This is a genomic window from Acinetobacter lwoffii (genome assembly GCF_052078135.1).
Taxonomy (GTDB): Bacteria; Pseudomonadota; Gammaproteobacteria; order Pseudomonadales; family Moraxellaceae; genus Acinetobacter; species Acinetobacter lwoffii_Z.
Genome location: NZ_JBQGUZ010000024.1, coordinates 1 through 19,170, shown reverse-complemented (window position 1 = coordinate 19,170; position 19,170 = coordinate 1). Strand labels below are relative to the sequence as shown.

Annotated in this window: 13 protein-coding genes and 1 riboswitch; of the genes, 3 read left to right on the top strand and 10 right to left on the bottom strand. The window is 41.6% G+C overall.

The window, feature by feature from the left end; translation table 11 throughout:
- The first annotated feature begins 268 nt into the window (after positions 1–268).
- The gene (locus ACTL4S_RS13660; RefSeq protein ID WP_441299536.1) at positions 269–2,155 is read left to right on the top strand and encodes an AAA family ATPase; all 1,887 of its coding nucleotides are present in this window, start codon (positions 269–271) and stop codon (positions 2,153–2,155) included.
- 72 nt (positions 2,156–2,227) lie between these two features.
- Here ACTL4S_RS13660 and uca read toward each other — a convergent pair whose 3' ends face one another.
- The 4 genes from uca to ACTL4S_RS13640 form a co-directional block, all read right to left on the bottom strand.
- A complete protein-coding gene (gene uca / locus ACTL4S_RS13655; RefSeq protein ID WP_441299535.1) occupies positions 2,228–5,848 on the bottom strand; it encodes an urea carboxylase in 3,621 nt (1,206 codons plus the stop codon).
- Between the two features lie 4 nt (positions 5,849–5,852).
- The gene (locus tag ACTL4S_RS13650) at positions 5,853–6,515 is read right to left on the bottom strand and encodes an urea amidolyase associated protein UAAP2 (protein WP_312327860.1); all 663 of its coding nucleotides are present in this window, start codon (positions 6,513–6,515) and stop codon (positions 5,853–5,855) included.
- 11 nt (positions 6,516–6,526) lie between these two features.
- Positions 6,527–7,264, bottom strand: a complete 738-nt coding sequence (locus tag ACTL4S_RS13645; RefSeq protein WP_441299534.1) for an urea amidolyase associated protein UAAP1 — start codon at positions 7,262–7,264, stop codon at positions 6,527–6,529.
- 30 nt (positions 7,265–7,294) lie between these two features.
- A riboswitch (guanidine-I (ykkC/yxkD leader) is annotated at positions 7,295–7,392 on the bottom strand.
- 204 nt (positions 7,393–7,596) lie between these two features.
- Positions 7,597–8,490, bottom strand: a complete 894-nt coding sequence (locus ACTL4S_RS13640) for a LysR family transcriptional regulator (RefSeq protein WP_004280389.1) — start codon at positions 8,488–8,490, stop codon at positions 7,597–7,599.
- Positions 8,491–8,771: 281 nt separating this feature from the next.
- Here ACTL4S_RS13640 and ACTL4S_RS13635 point away from each other — a divergent pair, with 281 nt between their 5' ends.
- The gene (locus ACTL4S_RS13635; RefSeq protein ID WP_441299533.1) at positions 8,772–9,494 is read left to right on the top strand and encodes an HAD family hydrolase; all 723 of its coding nucleotides are present in this window, start codon (positions 8,772–8,774) and stop codon (positions 9,492–9,494) included.
- Between the two features lie 69 nt (positions 9,495–9,563).
- Here the strand turns inward: ACTL4S_RS13635 and ACTL4S_RS13630 are convergent, their stop codons facing one another.
- From ACTL4S_RS13630 to ACTL4S_RS13615, 4 genes are all read right to left on the bottom strand, one after another.
- Entirely contained in the window at positions 9,564–9,914 is a 351-nt protein-coding gene (locus ACTL4S_RS13630; protein WP_004280391.1) for a hypothetical protein, read from the bottom strand.
- Between the two features lie 261 nt (positions 9,915–10,175).
- Positions 10,176–11,342, bottom strand: coding sequence for a fatty acid desaturase family protein (locus ACTL4S_RS13625; RefSeq protein WP_441299532.1), 1,167 nt, complete (start codon positions 11,340–11,342; stop codon positions 10,176–10,178).
- A 42-nt stretch (positions 11,343–11,384) separates the two neighbouring features.
- Positions 11,385–12,407: a flavin reductase family protein gene (locus ACTL4S_RS13620; protein ID WP_441299531.1), complete on the bottom strand. Its 1,023-nt coding sequence runs from the start codon at positions 12,405–12,407 to the stop codon at positions 11,385–11,387.
- Between the two features lie 298 nt (positions 12,408–12,705).
- Complete coding sequence (locus tag ACTL4S_RS13615; protein WP_441299530.1) at positions 12,706–14,343, bottom strand: long-chain-fatty-acid--CoA ligase; 1,638 nt, start codon at positions 14,341–14,343, stop codon at positions 12,706–12,708.
- A 378-nt stretch (positions 14,344–14,721) separates the two neighbouring features.
- On the opposite strand from ACTL4S_RS13615, the gene ACTL4S_RS13610 reads away from it, so the two are divergent.
- On the top strand, positions 14,722–16,143 hold the full coding sequence (locus tag ACTL4S_RS13610) for an aminotransferase-like domain-containing protein (RefSeq protein WP_441299529.1): 1,422 nt from the start codon (positions 14,722–14,724) through the stop codon (positions 16,141–16,143).
- Between the two features lie 49 nt (positions 16,144–16,192).
- Here ACTL4S_RS13610 and ACTL4S_RS13605 read toward each other — a convergent pair whose 3' ends face one another.
- Positions 16,193–17,542: a DcaP family trimeric outer membrane transporter gene (locus tag ACTL4S_RS13605; protein WP_441299528.1), complete on the bottom strand. Its 1,350-nt coding sequence runs from the start codon at positions 17,540–17,542 to the stop codon at positions 16,193–16,195.
- Between the two features lie 108 nt (positions 17,543–17,650).
- Positions 17,651–19,024, bottom strand: a complete 1,374-nt coding sequence (locus ACTL4S_RS13600; RefSeq protein ID WP_441299527.1) for an MFS transporter — start codon at positions 19,022–19,024, stop codon at positions 17,651–17,653.
- Positions 19,025–19,170 lie beyond the last annotated feature (146 nt).

The window sequence follows — 19,170 nt, the reverse complement described above, 5'->3', positions numbered from 1 at the left end:
CAGAATGCTTGGAAAATTAATTACATACGCAAATAGAGGCAAAACAAGAATGATTTATTTTTTAAGTATGCCTAAAAAATAGCCCATTTTGCACCATTGGGGTTCGAGGGTGCATCAAAGTGTGGCTGAAAGATGTTCAGGCAACTGTATGCCTCTGCTTTTTATATTTGAAACTAAGATTACTAAACTTGAATCAATCACTATTTCATAACTCATTTGAAAAGTAATGAATTACTGCTAAATTAGCTCCCATATTTGGGGGCTTTTTATGACAGAAAAACTATATTACTGGGCTGAAAATCTAGAAGGCTATAGTTCCGACAATGATACAGAAACTAATTATGATGAAGTCTTGGAAATAAAAAGACTTAATTTTTTTATTGGTAAAAATAATGCTGGGAAAAGTAGATTTTTACGTGAGTTATTTAGAATGTATTCTGGGCAACATCTATATAATTCATTACAATTCAGAAAATTAAAAGGTTTTAAGAAACAACTAATTATAAATCTCCAAAATATACCATTAAAAAACAACCCTAACTACAAACATTTTATTAATAGTGAATCATCTCTTGTACCTGAAAATGTAGGATCAATTATCCAAATATTTGAAAATTGTTTGAACTATTTGGGACAGTTCAATCAACTGCAAGATTTATACTCAAATAACAATATTCCACAAGCTAAGGCTAAATTTATTAAAGAAATTGAGGAAAATATAAATAAAATTTTTCATAATAAGAAATTTTATATTCCAATATTACGTGGGATGCGCCCTGTAACCGATTTAGACAAAAAATATCCTTATATTGAACGTGCCCAGAAAGACTATTTCAAAGATCCTAATAAATTTAATAAAGAAAATATCGTTACTGGTGAACGTCTATATCATGAATTAAAAATTCATCTATTAGGTAAACCACAACAGCGCGAGCTAATAAAACAATATGAAGAAAAGTTAAGTCAGTACTTTTTTGATAATGAAACCGTTACTCTAATTCCATACATTGGTAAAGATGATAACGGTCATGACAATGATGTTGTACATATTAAACTTGGTGAGGATGATCAATTTGCCATTCATAAATTAGGTGATGGTTTACAACAAGCGATCGTTTTGACATATGAAGCATTTATCAAAAAAGATGAAACACATGCTTTCTTCATAGAAGAACCTGAACTTCATATGCATGCAGGTATGGTTCGCCAGTTAATGAATTTCTACTTAAACGAAACTTCCCATTATTACTTCTTTACTACGCACTCAAATCACTTACTCGATATGGCGGATGAGTCTGATCAAGTGATAATTCAGAAATTTGTAAAGCTACCCAATATAGATAATCCAAGTAAATTTGATTTTAAAATTAAGCGTTGTGACCGAGATCGTGACCTACTTGCTTCATTAGGCGTACGTCCTTCTTCTGTTTATTTGGCGAACTGTACGATATGGGTAGAAGGCATTACCGATCGGCTCTATATCACTAAATATATGGAAAAATATTTAGCTGAATTAGAAGAATCGAATGAAGAGCTTTATAAAAAGTATCGTCGTTTTATGCCGAATTATCACTATACATTTGTAGAGTATGCAGGAAGTAATTTAGTGCATTGGTGCTTTAGTGATACATATGCTGATCAATTGGAAGATAAAGGTTTAAGTGCTAAAGCTGTCGCAAGTGAAATGTTACTCATTGCTGATGGTGATATTCAAGGTAAAGCTGATCGTGTAGAAGTTTTAAAGCGTGAGTTGAAAAAAGATAATTATTTAATTTTAGAGTGCAAGGAAACAGAAAATACTCTGCCGAAAGAGGCAATCATTAGAGTAGCTCAAAAAAAGTTTAGAAAGATGCAAACTAGAACTAAACAGGGGTTTACTATAGAAAAGTTAGATTCAATCACTGCATCTGATTACTTTGATCATAAAGATTATGGAATAGGAAAACTATTAGACGATCAAATACGAAATACCAGAACATCAACTGATAAAACTGCATTTGCTGATGGTAAAGGTGTAGGTACAATAAAATATAAACTAGATTTCTGCCGAGAAATCATCAAAGATTTCGATGAAAAACCTGATTGGGAACTTACACCAAAAGCCAAAGCGTTATGTGAACGAATATTTAAGCATATCGAAAAATGTAATTCTTAAATCTCCCCTAACCCCTCTTTAATAAAGAGGGGAAATTCCCTCCTTTGAAAAAGGAGGGTTAGGGAGGATTCTTTAAGCCACTGGCGCCAACGTAAACAACACCTGCCCCGTTTTCACCGTTTGCCCTTTTTCAATGGTAATCGCTTCAACCTTCATACGCTCAGGCGCAATAATCGGAATCTCAATCTTCATCGCTTCAATCACTGCAAGCGTTGCACCTTCTTCCACAATATCCCCCGACTGACATTCAATTTTCCAAATTGAACCCGGCATATGCGATTCCACTGCACAACCACCTTCAGGCACTTCAACACCCTCACCATCATCCACGGCATCTAGGCTTTCAGAGACATATTCCGCAAGACCTGCTTCATGCCAGCGACGGCGCTCCGCATCAAAGTTGGCTTGTTGTACCGCTTTAAAGGCAGAAATAGATTCTTGATTTTCCGTTAAGAAGTCATTGTATTCTTTGAGGTTGAGTACACCGTCTTCAATACGTAGTTTTAAACGACCTGCTTTAAAGTCCTCACGCATCTGCATGAGCTCAGATTCAGAGACTTCATAAAACTTAATTTGGTCAAAGAAGCGTAATAACCACGGCATACCTTGCTCAAAGTCAGGGTTTTTGCGATAACGTGACCACATTTGCGAAGTACGACCGACAAACTGATAACCGCCTGGACCTTCCATGCCATACACGCACATATATGCACCGCCGATCCCCACAGCGTTTTCAGGTGTCCATGTCCGTGCAGGGTTATATTTGGTGGTGACTAAACGCTGACGCGGATCAAGTGGCGTTGCTACAGGTGCACCCAAATACACATCACCCAAGCCCATGACCAAATAACTGGCGTTATAGACCACATCTTTCACGGCTTGTTTGTCTTTTAAGCCATTAATACGACGGATAAACTCGATATTGTCAGGACACCACGGTGCATCAGGTCGCACAGTTTGCATATAGCGTTCTGTTGCGAGTTGGGTTTGTGAATCTTCCCACGCAAGCGGTAAATACACGGTGCGTGATGGCACTTGCATCTCGGTCACATCAGGCAGTTGTTCTTCTGCGACTTGAAGCATACGCAATAAATCAATTTGATCGAGCTGAGTCGAATCAAAATGAATTTGCAGTGAACGAATACCCGGTGTCAGGTCAATAATGCCTTGAATATTTTGATCTTTGACCCATTGCATCAGCGCATGAATACGGAAACGTAGGTTTAAATCTAAAACCAATTCGCCATATTCAACGAGCATATAGTTATTGCCCGCAGGGCGATACACCACATCAGGAGTGCCATTTTGACCTTTTAACGTATCTAAAATGGCAGATTTTAAGGTGCTGATTTCGGGATAGAACGATTCATCAAAGGTCACCGCTTGTGTATCTTGAGCAGTTAATTGCGCATGATATTTTTCATTGAGTAATTTCGCTTGATGGTAGCTGACAGGCAAAAATTTGACTTTATCGCCTGCTTTGAGCTGACCGAGTTTCCATAGTTCAGAGTTGATCACCACCGCAGGACAAACAAAACCACCAAGGCTTGGACCATCTGGCCCTAAGATAATTGGCATATCACCCGTAAAGTCGATCGCACCAATCGCATAGGCATTGTCATGAATATTGGATGGATGCAGACCTGCTTCGCCACCGTCCTGACGTGCCCATTCAGGTTTTGGACCAATCAAACGGATACCAGTACGGCTTGAGTTAAAGTGAATTTCAAACTCATTGGCAAAGAAAGTATCAATGTCGTTTTTGGTAAAGAAATCAGGTGCACCATGTGGACCATACATCACCGCAATTTCCCAAGTATTTGAGAATGTCGGGATTTGATCTTCATTTAATGCTTTCACTTCATCGGATGTAAATGCCGTGATTGGAAGCATATCGCCAATCAATAAATTACGCCCTGCATGACCACCAAACTGACCTAAGGTAAAAGTCGCTTGTGAGCCTAAGTATTCAGGGACATTTAGACCGCCTTTAATGCCAATATAGGTACGGCAACCTGTGGCGATCTTGCCACATTTTAAAATTTGACCTTTATGGACATTCACGGTTTGCCACATTGGAACGGCTACGCCATCCAAGGTCGATAGCATATCACCACCTGCAAGCACAATTTGACTATCACAATGGAATTTTAAGCTTGGCCCTTGCAAGGTACATTCTAAACCTGCGGTATTTGGTGCATTGCCTAACAGTTGGTTTGCCACATTTAAAGACAGCGGATCAATCGCACCTGATGGTGGTACACCGACATCCCAGTAACCCAAACGACCAGTGACATCTTGCACAGCGGTTTGAATACCCGCTTGGAGCACTTCAATCTTTTGAGTTTTCCACTCAAAGGTATTTAAGAAGCGTGTGGTTTGTGTCCCCGCTTTAAACACATCGCAGTCGATAATGTTTTGTAGATATTCAAGGTTGGTTTCAATGCCGGCAACTTGCGTTTTAGCCAGTGTGTCGGTCATGGCTTGAATTGCAGAATCACGATCATCTGCTGTCACAATGATTTTGGCAATCATCGGGTCATAGAAAGATGATACGTTTGAACCTGTTTCCACCCATGTTTCATTACGCGCATTGGCATCAAACTCAACATGCGTCAAAAGCCCTGCACTTGGTTGGAAGTTTTTGATTGGATCTTCGGCATAAAGACGCACTTGAATTGAATGTCCTTGTGACTCAAGTTTTGATGTTGGTGCAACCCAATCGCCACTGCCTAAAGTCACCATCCATTCCACAAGATCGACACCAAAGACTTGTTCAGTAACGCCATGTTCCACTTGTAGACGGGTATTCACTTCCAAAAAGTAGAATTCTTGCGTGTCAGTATCCATCACAAATTCAACGGTACCTGCCGAGCGGTAATTCACCGATTGCATCAATTGAATCGCAACGTTTTGGATATAAGCACGTTGTTCATCTGTAATGTGTGGTGCAGGCGTTTCCTCAATCACTTTTTGGTTACGACGTTGCACCGAACAATCACGCTCGCCCAGTGCTAGAACTAAACCGTTGCCATCACCAAAGATTTGCACTTCGATATGACGAGCATTTTGTACGAATTTCTCGAGATATAAACCTGCATCTTTAAAGTTGGCTTGCGCTAAATACGACACGGTTGTGTAAGCATCTTTCAGCTCTTCAGCATTCCACACCAAACGCATACCAATACCACCACCACCTGCGGTACTTTTCAGCATCACAGGATAGCCAATACGCTCAGCCTTAAGCAGGGCTTCAGCTTCATCAGCCAATAATTGGCTACCTGGCAATAACGGTACATTGGCTTGAATCGCCAATTCACGTGCAGTATGTTTCAGACCAAATGCTTTCATTTGCTCGGCATTTGGGCCCAAGAACACAATGCCTTGTGCTTCACAGAGATTACAGAATTCGGCATTTTCAGACAGGAATCCATAGCCCGGATGAATCGCTTGCGCACCGGTATGTTTGGCCACTTCTAAGATTTTATCGACATTCAGATAGCTTTGGCTTGCAGGTGCATCACCAATAAAGACCGCTTCATCAGCTAAAGTCACATGCAAGGAATCACGATCTGCTTCCGAATACACCGCAACCGATTGGATGCCTAATTTTTTAAGGGTACGGATGACACGACAAGCAATTGCACCACGGTTGGCGATGAGAACTTTATTAAACCCATATTTTAAAGTCATAGTCTTATACCTCGCCTTCACGGACAATCAGTTGAATTTTTGTTGGGTTATAGGCATTACATGGGTTATTCAGTTGTGGGCAGTTTGAGATCAACACAATCAAATCCATCTCAGCTTTAATTTCGACATATTTCCCCGGTGCAGAAATACCATCATCAAATTTCAGGTGACCATCTGAAGTTACAGGTACATTCATAAAAAAATTAATATTTGGACCGATATGGCGCACATTCAGACCATGCTTTTTCGCAATCGGATGTTGTGACAATGCAATCATGAAATTGTTACGGCAACTGTGCATTGGATATTTATCATGCGCATAACGAACCGTGTTACTTTCACATGAACATGCACCGCCTAAAGTATCGTGGCGACCGCAGTTGTCATCATGAATACTCGCAATTTTATTGCCAAAGTTGGTATATAAAGTCGTACCTTTTTCTAGATAAATTTGACGGTTCATCGCCAAAGTATCGGTTGCGCTATAACGCTCTTCAGGGTTATGTGCGGAAATAAACAAAGTATCCACCGCTTGATTACCTTCAAGATCAACAATACGGAAATACTGGCCTTTTTTGACTTCACACATCCATGCTTCACCGGCAGGACAAACTTCGCTCAGTACTGATTTTTCATGATTTTGTGTTGGGTTTACGAGTGCAGTCATGATCATTCCCCTTAAGCAGTTAAAGCGTAGTAGCGGTTATTATTTTGGAATGCACGCTGATTTTGCGGGCATGAATCACGGCAGACATCGGTGTCGCCTAAAGGCAAAGCCTTAAATAAAGATAATTGAATATCGGCAGGTGCATATTCAGTCGAATTGTCTAAAGCATGTGGCGCACTCGATAAAAACACCAAACAATCCATTTCAAAGCGTAGTTCAATCACTTGATCGGTATTATCAGATACGACATAAGACAAGTTGCCGTTGTCATCCGGTGCAACTTTTGAGAATAGGTTTAAGCTACTACTAAGATCCGTCGCCGATAAGCCAAATTTGGTCATCTCTAAAAGCAAGCTGTCTTTACCGTTGCGGTACATGTCGTTACGCGCATCTTGGAAAGTTTGGGTGCCAAATTGCGCTTCAATTTGTTGTACTGTACTTGGCGCACAAAACGTATCATTCCAACCATGATCATCTTTAACAATAGAAATCATCGCACGACCCAAATCTGACGCCAAAATGTGACCTGTACTTAGAAATGCCGTGTGTTGAGCTTTTAAGCTGTCTGGCATGTTATAGGCTTCAAGCTTGTCTTCACTATTCACACAAAACATTGAAACATTGGCATTTGCGCCTAAAGATTTGAGTTGTAAAACTGCGCCACGTTGAATGCGCGCAGACCAGTGATGGCCACCCGGTAAAAGTTCAGTCCACAGTGCGGAATCTTCGTGATAAGTAGTTGTGCTCATAACAGCCTCTGCATCTAACTTGTACGGTTTACCTCCCGGGCTTTTATCCCTCCGTGTAGCCCGATTAATCGAGCCGTGAACTCTCGGTCGCTGCGCATGCAAATGCCGGAACCCTAGATCACTTTTTCTCTAACAGGGTTAATGCAAAGGCTGTGCCAATTTAGTAATACTGTTTTTATGTTTCGTAATACTATTATTAGGATTTGACTGATCAATTCAGGTGCAAGACTCTGCAAAAAGCATCAAGATGTACCAAAATAAAAAATCCCAGCTAAGACTGGGATTGTAAAATCTAGAGATGAGAACTCAATCAAACTATTTAAGCTGTAGAGTTATTTACTTAAAATTTCATGCAGCATATTACGTAGCCATTGATGGCTGGTTTTATGATGACAGGACATATGCCAATACTGCTTTACGGAATAGGTCGGGAACGCAATTGGCGCATTAAAGATCTTGAGATTGCCACGTGATAACAGGACTTCACTCAAATAATAAGGCACGGTCGCAATCGCATCGGTTTCCTGCACTACCAGTCCGACTCCCAGATAACTTGGCAGACGCATTAGAATGTCACGCTTAAGTTCCAGATTCAGCAATTCATTTTCAATATGGTAATGCCCCATCCCGGCATCAATATCGATATGCGTTTCACGTAAATACTCTTCGGTCGTGATGCTGTCACCCGTGAGCCGCGGATGATCTTTCGCCGCGATCACTACATAATATTGCTCAAACAGTTTCTGCTGATAAAAGCCATTCTCCAGATTTGGCAAGAAGCCCAAAGCTAGATCAATCTCGCCATTGGCCATTTGATAGCTGGTTTCTGACGTAATCGGACGCACATTCAGACGGATATGGGACGCATGCTGCTTCAGATACTGTGAAATTTTTGGCAACAGTACCAGATGCGATACATCAGTCATTGCCAGTGTAAAGCGCTGCTGTGAAGTGACCTGATCAAAATTGATAGTAAAGTTATTAATGGCTTCAACTTTGCTCAGTGCTTCACTGACCAAGGGAAAGAGCTGTTTGGACAGGTCTGTCGGCAGCATTTCATTGCCAATACGTAAAAATAAAGGATCACCATAATGCTGGCGAATTTTATTCAGCAGATTGCTCACCGCTGGCTGGCTCATATCTAAATGATCGGCTGCCTGAGATACGTTTTTAAATTTATAGACATAATAAAAAATACTGAGCAATTTACAGTCAAGTTCAAACACAGAAATACATTTCCTTTAACTTTCTCATCATTCGGACAGGTCTTTCATCCGCATAAGTCTATTGAGGGTCAGATTAAAATATAACACTTCGCAACTATTTTCAGGATTAAACTCGCTGTAATTTTCCGTAAATAAATACTTTTAACAGGTGAATAAATCCATTAAAAAGTCCCTTAGCGTAAAATTTCCAGCCCGGTTTGCTCAGGTCAGTTAAACATTTAAATCGTATGCGATATACTCAGCCCCACCGAATAAATGGTAAAAATACAGAGAAATCTTATATGTTTCAGGATAAAAAGCTGGTCTGTTTTGATCTAGATGGTACGTTGATTGATTCTGTAGGCATCTGGAATCAGGTAGATGCAGCCCTGATTGATGAGCTCTCCAACAGAAAAGTCGATTTACATGAGATTCAGCAACAACGCGATCTTCAACTTACCGCTTTGAAACATAGGTCAGATCCTTATTTGGAATATTGTGAATTTTTAAAAGAACAATACGGTTTTGAACCAGCTAAAGAAGAAGTAAAAAATCGTCGTTATACAATTTCCCGACATTTTCTGGATCATATCGTCGAATTGAAACCTCAGGCAGACCTTCTGATTCAAGCTTTAAAACAGCAACAGATATCACTGGCTTTGACCACCACCACCAGTTTATTCAATGTACAGCGCTATCAGGATAACAATCGAAATATTAATTCTAAAATCAGCTTTGATGAGGACTTTTCCTTGATTCTCACCCGTGAAAATGTCCAGAACATTAAACCTCATCCCGAAGTTTATCTGAATGTTTTGCAAGCCTTTAACCTTCGACCTGAGGAATGTCTAATTATTGAAGACTCTCTAGTCGGTGTAGAAGCAGCCAATCATGCGGGCATCGAGGTAGTGGCAATGTATGACCAGCACTCCGCTCATGAAATAGATTTGATCAAAGCCAAAGCAAATTATTATGTCGAAAATTTTGCTGAATTATTAAGTTCATTCAATAACAACATCCACTAAAAAAGATGCCATGAAGCATCCTTGTTCATGACATCTTGAATACTATTTGTGGCTTAAAAATCTTGCTGACTATTTGGCTTTTTTATAGATTGAGCCTGAACCAACCAGATTTCCGGTTTTCTCATCGATTGCAAAATCGACCATACCTGCACCTGCGTTCAACTGAAGCATGCCATTTTCGTTCACTGCAGCGGGCATTGGATTCTTTTTCTCGGTTTTACCGGTTTCCTTATCTTTGATCGTATTGGTAATCAGATAATTTTCACCATTTTTTGAAATAACCAGAATATTTTCAAGTTTTGGATTTTCCACGGTGTTTTTCCAGTTGCCCTGATAATCTGGTGCGGGTGCTTCAGTGGTGTTACAAGCAGTTAAAAGTACTAATAATGGAATTGCTGAAAAATATTTAAGATGTTTCAAAACTGAGACCTTAAGTGTAACGACGCGGCCATTATAGAGAGAAGCCCTTAGGGCTGAAGCAGGTTGTTGTAGGCAAAGCGTTTCAGCAGTACTGGATCTGTTTTGCTTTCGTCATTTTTTGAAATCTGTATCCATATTTTATTTATAAACAGGAGGATTTTAATGATATTGAATCTGATAAAGGTCAAAAAAAAATTCCTCAATAGACCATCCAAATCTATTGAGGAGTACCAAAACGGTAAAATAAGTAAAGCTTAAAAATTATGACAATAGTTTCGCTTTAAAGTAGTTGAATACAGATTTGGCAGCATGGGTTTTTTCAACCACCTGCTCAGTCCAGTGATTCGGTAGAGAACATTTAGCGAGACCTACCCAAACGGTAGAAAACTGCTTGATGAAACTCGCTTCGTTATAATGAATGCCATATTCTTCACAGAGCGCTTTGATTTTTGGCGCAACCTGCGCATAGCGATTGGCCGGCATATCCGGAAACAGGTGATGCTCAATTTGATGGCTCAAATTACCACTCAAAATATGCAGCCAGGTCGTCCCGCTAAAATTGCTCGAACCACGAATCTGGCGCAGATACCACTCGGCACGGGTTTCATCGTCGGTATTATCCATTTCAAAGGTTTCAGCATCTTCAGTGAAATGACCGTTAAAAATGACGGCAGAAGCCCATAGACTGCGAATCACATTGGCCACCGCATTTCCGGTAAATACCGGAATGGCATTTGGCCCGGCAATGATCGGGAAAAATACATAATCTTTTAACACCTGACGGCGCATTTTTTGGCGCAAAGGTGCTGCTTCTTCCCAGACTTCTTTCCAGGTCTTTGTTTCATAAGCAATCACATCTTCCAGATGCAGGCGTTGCAAGCCAACATACCATTCGAAAAATACCATTAACTGAATGCCCAGTGGAATATTAAACAGAAAGCGTGGTTCCCACTTTTGCGATTCACTGACCCGAATCAGACCATAACCGACATCATGATCCATTCCGACGATATTGGTATAGGTATGATGAATATAGTTGTGCGTATATTTCCAGTCATCGCCGGTTGAAATCGTATCCCAATCATAGGTCGCACCGTTCAGACTCGGATCGTTCATCCAGTCGAACTGGCCATGCATGACATTGTGACCGAGTTCCATATTTTCCACGATTTTGGAAAGACCGAGCAGACCTGTCCCCGCCAGCCATACCGGTGGCAACCAACCGGCAAACATCAGCATGCCACGTGAGGCAATTTCGCTATAGCGGACAAAGTTGCGGATTTTATAAATATATTCGGCGTCTTTTTCCCCCAGATCATCCATGACCTCGCGGCGGATTGCATCGACTTTGGCACCAAATTCCTCAATCTGTTCAGGGCTAAGAAATTGGCTTTTGCTATGTCGTTTAAAATCAATTTGCATATTCATGGGAGCACCTTCTTATAGTTTAATTAATGGCTTATCAATAGTTTATAGGTTAATCACCATAGGACTCACTGCCTGAGAAATGCACAGTTTGATCTGGGTATTATTACCATGATCAATTTCACCGGTCAGGACATTTCGTACCGAACCACTGACCTTGGTACAGGAACAGGTGTTGCAGATGCCCATCCGGCAGCCATGCGCTGGTCGCAAGCCCGACTTTTCGGCACTTTCCAGTAAATTGGACTGCGCCTGAAACTCTTGCTGCGATCTTAAAAACTGTACCGGCTGTGCTTTAATTTTTTCATCGACCACAACCTGGAAATATTCCGAATGAAAATTGGATTTCAATTCCAGTTTATCAACGATGCGAAGTGAGGCCTTCATCATCCCGGCGGAGCCACAAGCATAAATTTTTCGTTCTGCAAAGTCTGGCACCAGCTTTTGCAATAAGCTCTGGGTCAGATGCTGCTGGTGTTCCACAGTATTGAAATGGTGATATTTCAAGTTTGGATGCATAAGAGCCAATGTTTTCAGTTCAGCATGAAAGGCATCATCTCGAGTGAAATAAATCAGGTCGATCTGTTCCAGAGATTGAATGACTGCTTTTTGCAGCAAGGAGTAAATGGCGGTAATACCACTGCCTGAAGCCAGGAATAAAATCGGCTGCGTGGATTTTTGCAATGTGAACTCACCTTGCGGCTGTGAAATTTCTATCACGGCACCAATTTGCATCAGGCTTAAGGCACGTGACACTTTGCCCTGCTGTTTAACCGCAATGATCAGATCACCATTTTTCAATACCGTCACCACAGAATAATGTCGCTGATGACGTACGCCATCAAGTCTGATGGTCACTGCAATATTTTGGCCGGCCTGAAATGACTTGGCTTTAAAATTATGATTTGGACGTAAGTGAATCTTGAAAAAGTCAGGGCTGATGGCTTGAATGCCCATAACGGCAGCCTTAACTTTTTTGATTGCCCAGGTTGGATGGATTTTTTCACCAATAAAATCAATGAAATCTTGCCGGATCCAATGCGGCTGATAGGTTGGCATGCTTGTCATTTTTATCCCCTTATCCGCAGACAGCTTCATTAATGTACAACTGTCTAATTATTATATTGCTCAGGATAAAGAATTTTCACATTCAGACCATGTCAATACAGGTCAAATTATGTGCCTAAGCCATATAATATGACTTTTTGTCGGACAATATCATCTAAAAGTAGCGATCAAGACTATATGGATTGAGAAAAAGCATTTTTAAACAGACAACGCTGCTTAGCCTGTACATAAAAAAACTGACCTCTATTCGAGATCAGTTTTTTGACTTCATGTAGGGATTTTCAGATTAAATGACGCTTTAACCTGCTGCCTGCTCCAAAAGAATAGTCCCATATAATTCACGCAGATCTTTTTTCAGCATTTTACCCGTACCACTGAGTGGAATCGCATCAACAAATACGACTCGGTCTGGAATCTGCCATTTGGCTACCTTGTCCGCATAATATTCCAGCAGATCAGTTTCACTTAGCTGGCTGCCCGGCTTTTTAATGGCAATCAATACCGGGCGCTCATCCCATTTAGGATGCTGGGCGGCAATCACGGCAGCCATCGCAATTTCCGGATGTCCCATGGCAATATTTTCCAGCTCCACCGATGAAATCCATTCTCCGCCAGACTTGATTAGATCTTTAGAACGATCACTGAGTTTCATAAAGCCATCCTGATCCAGCGTAGCAATATCGCCGGTATCAAACCAGCCATCATCAGTCAGTGCAGACTCTTCCTTGCCGAAATAATGGCTGATGACCCAATGCCCTTTGACCTGTAAATTTCCTGTGGTCTGTCCATCACGTTCAATTTCATGCGTCCCTTTTTCTGCATCAGTCAAACGTAGGTCAACCCCGAATGGCGGACGGCCTTGGGACAGCCGAATCTGTAATTTTTCTTCATCAGAGAGATGCAAATGTTTGGTCTTGAGCTGATTCGCTGTACCCAATGGACTAATTTCCGTCATGCCCCAAGCATGGATCGTTTCACAATTAAACTGTTCTTTGAACGCTCTTAGCATGGCCGGTGGACATGCAGATCCACCCACTACATTCCGTTTTAGGCTTTCCAGTTTGGAACCTAACTGATTTGCGGCTGCAATCAAACCTTGCCAGATGGTCGGTACGCCAAGTGCTACCGAAACCTGATAAGTATCAATCAGGTTAACCAGACTGGTGCCATCCAGACCCGGTCCAGGAAGAACCAAAGTGCATCCGACCATTGCAGCGGCATACGGAGTGCCCCACGCATTTACATGGAACATCGGCACCACAGGCAACATAATGTCGGCAGCCGAGACATTTAATGAGTCAGGTAAAATGATGGCATAGCTATGTAATACCGTAGATCGATGGCTAAATAGCACACCTTTGGGATTTCCCGTGGTTCCTGATGTATAACACAGAGAGCTTGCCGAGTTTTCATCAATGATTGGCCATTCAAATTCTGCATTTTGCCCAGCCATCAGCTCATCATAAAACTGAACTTCTGGAATCGCTTCGCTGACTGCCGGATCAGCCGCATCCAGACAGATAAAATGCTCGACCGAGGTCAACAGCGCTTTCACGGCTTTAATTAAAGGAACAAATGTTTTATCGAACAGCACCACACGATCCGCAGCATCATTGATAATAAAAATCAGCTGTTCCGGAAATAAGCGCGGGTTAATGGTATGACAGACCAGGCCGCTGCCAGAAATGGCATACCAGGATTCTAAATGGCGATGATTATTCCAGGCAATAGTCGCGACCCGATCTCCTTGCGCCAAGCCGAGTTGTTGTAATGCATTGGCAAAACGTTTCGAGTTTTGATGAATTTCTCCCCAATTGGTCACTGTAATACTGGTATCGGTATTTTTGGAAATTACCTCGGTATCGGCATGATAGCGTCCTGCATGTTCAATCATGCTGCTGATCAGTAAAGGCTGAAACATCATATTTCCGAGCATTCTCCACTCCTTTGTGCTTGTTATTGGTCCGTATTTGCGTATCGTTTTTATAGTTGCATGATGGCTCGGTCTGAAACCGTAACTTACTTTTTATCATCATGTGGATTGAATTTAGCAAGGAAATCTAAATTTGTAAGTATCGAATTGTGACAAATTAAGCCAAGTGACTGAGGCGTATAAAAATGGGAATACAATTTAGGTATAGATAAAATTTCCCCAGAAAATCTGAGACCTGGTTTTCACTTTAATTGTCGTACATCAAGACTCAAGCTTAAAAATAGAATGACAACAATCCTACTCCTTCCTTTTGTTATATTAAGTATCTTAAAATATGCTATAAATCAAAATAATTAGAACAGTTTTAGTTCAAGAAAGTGTATGTATAAGTCTGAAAAACTGGCACAGAATATCCGTCAGATGATTGAAAACGGTGTATGGAAGGCACATGAAAAATTGCCTTCACTTCGCGAACAGACCCAATTATCTGGTTATAGCCTGATGACGGTACTCAATGCTTACCAGGAACTTGAAGCACAAGGTCTGGTCTATGCCAAAGACAAATCGGGCTATTACGTTTCAGAACACACTCAAGCTCTGCTCAATAGCAAACAGTCCGCCCAGATTGGTTTAAATCCTAAAATTCAAATCAATTCGGTGGTATTTAATTATTTAAAATCGACTCAGTCAGCAGAGATTGTGCCTTTTGGTTCTGCCTTTCCCAATGCAGAGCTGTTATATAACGCCAAATTTATGCAGATTCTGGCGCAGCAGGCCAAAAGAAAAAGCAGTTATAACAACCAGAATCATATGCCGCCCGGCAATCAGAACTTGCGACAACTGATTGCTAACCGTTATCAATTACAAGGAGTTACCTGCAATCAAGATGACATTGTCATTACATCCGGTGCACTAGAAGCATTGAATCTGTCTTTACAGGCCTTAACCCAACCCGGTGATTTTATTCTGCTACAGCAAACCATATTTTATGGTGCCTGGCAGGCAGCCGAGCGTCTGGGATTACAGGTGATTACGATTCCGGAACATCCACAGTTTGGCTTTGATCTGGAATCATTTGAACAGGCTTTAAAACAGTATCCGATCAAGGTGTGCTGGCTGATGCTGAATGCCCATAATCCGATTGGCTTTACCGTCAGTTCTGAAATCAAACAAAGAATTGCGGAACTCTTGTATGAATATCAGGTGTATTTAATCGAAGATGATGTTTATCAGGAATTAAATTATGGTGTAGCCAAGCCGTTACCCGTTAAATATTTTGATCGGCATCAAATGGTGCTGCACTGTGCCTCATTTTCGAAAACGCTGGGGATGGGCGCCCGCGTCGGCTGGGTGTATGCCGGCCCATTTTCGGATGCCATTCAGCACTTACAGCTCATGAGCACTTTAACGGTCAGTCCCTTACTTCAAAATGCGCTGGTCGAGTTTATTTCACATCATCATTATGAAAAACATTTGCGGCATTTAAGGCAGCATCTGGAAAAATATAAAAAGAAATTTTATCAGGAACTCAAAGCGCGTTTGGGAAGCATCTGTGAAATTTACTATTATTCCAGTGGTTATTTTCTCTGGATTGAGTTGCCTAAAGAAGTCGATGCCCAGCAGCTCTATGAACAATTACTTCAACAACATATTTCAATTGCCCCTGCACTGCTGTTTAAGCCTGAGCCTGCAAGCCAACATTATATTCGCCTGAATTGTTCGTTTGAATGGACAGCCCAGATTGAAGATGCAGTCAATCTGCTGGCAGAAACCATTCTTCAAAAGAGCAAAAGCGCGGATTAATTCATCCACGCTTCTGTTACAGATCAGACTATCTTATGCAAAAGAAGTCTTAGAAGTTGTAAATAGCCACCGCATTAATACGGTTATCTTCACCTTTAGTGCTGCCATTCGTGGCTGCACCTAATGCCTCACGTTCACCATATACATATTCCAGACCGAAACTTAAAGGCTTGGTTGGGCTATAGAACACGTTAGCCCAAGCTTGCCATAAGTCTTTATTAGCCTTGGTCGCATTAGATTGTGTCGCATCCGCAGGAGTTGAGGCGATTAGTGCATTAACATAGTCTTGATCATTACTAAAATTCATATAGCCATAACCCAAGGTACCGCGCAATTTGTCATTAAACTGCTGGGTTAGGCCAACTAAAATTGAATCAAATTCGCTTTGTAATAAATCGCCATTTGCAGCGGTAATCACACCCGTATTTGCATAAGACACAAAGCTGCTATCGCCTTTAACATGGTAATAGTCAGCTTTGAGCGTTGTACCCGGTACAATATCATACTTGGCACCTAAACCTACACCCCATGCCATTTTTTCATCTTCATTGACACGCTTTTCATTCCCCATCGCACGGGCACTGACTGTAAGATTATCAGCAAATTTATGATTTAAACGTGCTGTTAAAGCAGGTAGACGTTGTTTAATACCAGTAATGGTTGCATCTTTTGGATCTTCTACTGCAAATACCAGATTGGTTTCAGGACTGATGGTGCTGGTATAACGAACTTGTGGTGTCCGTTTAATTGAACCGCCAGCATAAACCAATGCATCTACAGTTTCTGGAATATAATCTGGTACTGCAAAGTTCGACCAGGTTTGACCGATCAACCAGTTGGCATAGCTGATATAAGCATGACGGATACGCAAGTTATCAAAGCTCGCGCCGCCCAGAAAATCCACTTCAACTTTACCGCTTAAAGCTTTATCTCCAGCACCGACTGGTGCTTTAAAATCCATGCCTAAGCGGGTTGCAGCCAGAGTAGATTTAAATTCATCACTACGCTCACCGACACCTTCTAAAGGTACAGCATTAATCTGGTTATACATACGTGCTGCTGAACCACCTTCAGCCTGATAAGAGGCATCGGCACGAATATTGCCATAAAGATTAAATTCGGCACCACTAGCAATTTTCATGACAGGTTTGCTTGCTGGAGCGGGTGTTGCGGCAACATGTGCTGTGACCACGGCCGTCTGTCTTTGCTGTTGCTCAACCAGTGCGCGTAGAGCCTGAACTTCTTGGCGAAGTTGTTCAATTTCCTGCTGATTCGACTGAGCTGAGGTTTGTGCTTGAGTCGATAAGCTGATGCCCCCTAAACTCATTGCCATCATGCTCATCAGAACTGTGCGTTTGAATGTGATTGTTGGTTGATTAAATAATTGTGTCGTGTTCATCCTAAACTCGCTTTTTATTATGCGTTTCGATTCTAGCAACAGATCACCACCCGTTACGATGGCGATCTATATCATTGGGAATATTATCTTTATTGATTGAAATCTAACTTAATGTGTCGCTTCTTTTGCCAATGGATTCGGCTTCACATCAGGTGTTGCAAGGGCTTGGCCATCTACGGAAGTTTTTAAGTTCACCAGGAAAATTGCCAGCGCAGCGATTACGCCAGGAATCGCAATTGCAAAGAAGTTCATTTGATGCGGTAAATTCATGGTTAATAAAGCACCAGTGAGTACCGGCCCAACAATCGCACCAATACGTCCAATACCTGATGCCCAACCCATACCGGTAGAACGTACCGTCGATGGATAATACTGCGCCACGAAGGTATAGAGCAGAATTTGTGAGCCAATCGTTGCAGCACCTGCCACAGCAATCAAGGTATACAGCACGAATTGCGGACTGTTAAAGCCAAGCAGAATCAATGCAATGGCACCGCATAAGAACATGATAGTCAGCACTTTTTTGATATGGAATTTATCTGCGAGATACCCACCACCAATGGCACCCACCATTCCACCAATATTCAGCGCGAACAGGAAGATCATACTTGCACCCAGCGAGTAACCTGCCTGAATCATGAGTTTTGGCAACCAGCTACCCAGTGCATAGACCATTAACAGGCACATAAAGAATGCCAGCCAGAACATAAAGGTACTGAAGCTACGGCCTTGTTGAAACAGTGCTTTTAATGGTGCTTCATCCCCTTTTTGCACTTCATTCAGTACAAACTGGGTGTCACTGGTAATGACCTGTGTCGGAGAAATTTTCTGAATAATAGTATGTGCTTGAGCCGTCTGTTGCTTGTTGGTCAGGTACATCAGGGATTCTGGTAAATATTTCCATAAAATCGGCAAGATTAGCAATGGAATGCCTGCAAGCAGGAACATGATTTTCCAGCCAAATTGAGGTACCAACCATGCACCGAGTAGCGCAGAAGTCATCCCGCCAATGGCATAACCACTAAACATCAGGGCAACCAGCGTGCTGCGGATGCGTTTAGGGGCATATTCGGTCATCAATGCCACGACGTTAGGCATGACACCGCCAATTCCAAGACCAGCCAGGAAACGTAAAATCCCGAATTCGACTGGTGATGTGGCAAAGGCACCGATAAAGGTAAACCCACTAAAAATAGCCACACAGATCATGATGGTCTTTTTACGGCCGAGTTTATCGGACAAAGTGCCGAAACTCATGGCACCAATCATCATCCCGAATAAGGCAGTACTGGCCAGCATTCCCGCTTGCACCGCACTTAGCGACCATTCTTGCATCAGCAGCGGCAACGCCACCCCATAGATCACCAGGTCATAACCGTCAAAAATAATGATCAGCAAACACCAGATCAATACTCCCCAATGAAAGGGCGTAAACTTTGCCTCGTCAATCAGCGTATTTATATTCACTTTATTTGTAGACATCTCCACCTCCAGATTGTGAAGTTCAACTTATGCTGCTCACAATGCAGAAAATAGGAAAAAATGTCTAAAACTGAATAGGCATGGCTTTATACCTATAAGGTCTGGGTCAAATTAAAATATTCAATTAATTAATAAATATATTACTC

Excerpts from the sequence above, each read along its gene's own strand:
- ACTL4S_RS13660 (WP_441299536.1), top strand. The coding sequence starts at position 269 with ATGACAGAAAAACTATATTACTGGGCTGAAAATCTAGAAGGCTATAGT.
- uca (WP_441299535.1), bottom strand. The coding sequence starts at position 5,848 with ATGACTTTAAAATATGGGTTTAATAAAGTTCTCATCGCCAACCGTGGT.
- ACTL4S_RS13650 (WP_312327860.1), bottom strand. The coding sequence starts at position 6,515 with ATGACTGCACTCGTAAACCCAACACAAAATCATGAAAAATCAGTACTG.
- ACTL4S_RS13645 (WP_441299534.1), bottom strand. The coding sequence starts at position 7,264 with ATGAGCACAACTACTTATCACGAAGATTCCGCACTGTGGACTGAACTT.
- ACTL4S_RS13635 (WP_441299533.1), top strand. The coding sequence starts at position 8,772 with ATGTTTCAGGATAAAAAGCTGGTCTGTTTTGATCTAGATGGTACGTTG.
- ACTL4S_RS13625 (WP_441299532.1), bottom strand. The coding sequence starts at position 11,342 with ATGAATATGCAAATTGATTTTAAACGACATAGCAAAAGCCAATTTCTT.
- ACTL4S_RS13620 (WP_441299531.1), bottom strand. The coding sequence starts at position 12,407 with ATGACAAGCATGCCAACCTATCAGCCGCATTGGATCCGGCAAGATTTC.
- ACTL4S_RS13615 (WP_441299530.1), bottom strand. The coding sequence starts at position 14,343 with ATGCTCGGAAATATGATGTTTCAGCCTTTACTGATCAGCAGCATGATT.
- ACTL4S_RS13610 (WP_441299529.1), top strand. The coding sequence starts at position 14,722 with ATGTATAAGTCTGAAAAACTGGCACAGAATATCCGTCAGATGATTGAA.
- ACTL4S_RS13605 (WP_441299528.1), bottom strand. The coding sequence starts at position 17,542 with ATGAACACGACACAATTATTTAATCAACCAACAATCACATTCAAACGC.
- ACTL4S_RS13600 (WP_441299527.1), bottom strand. The coding sequence starts at position 19,024 with ATGTCTACAAATAAAGTGAATATAAATACGCTGATTGACGAGGCAAAG.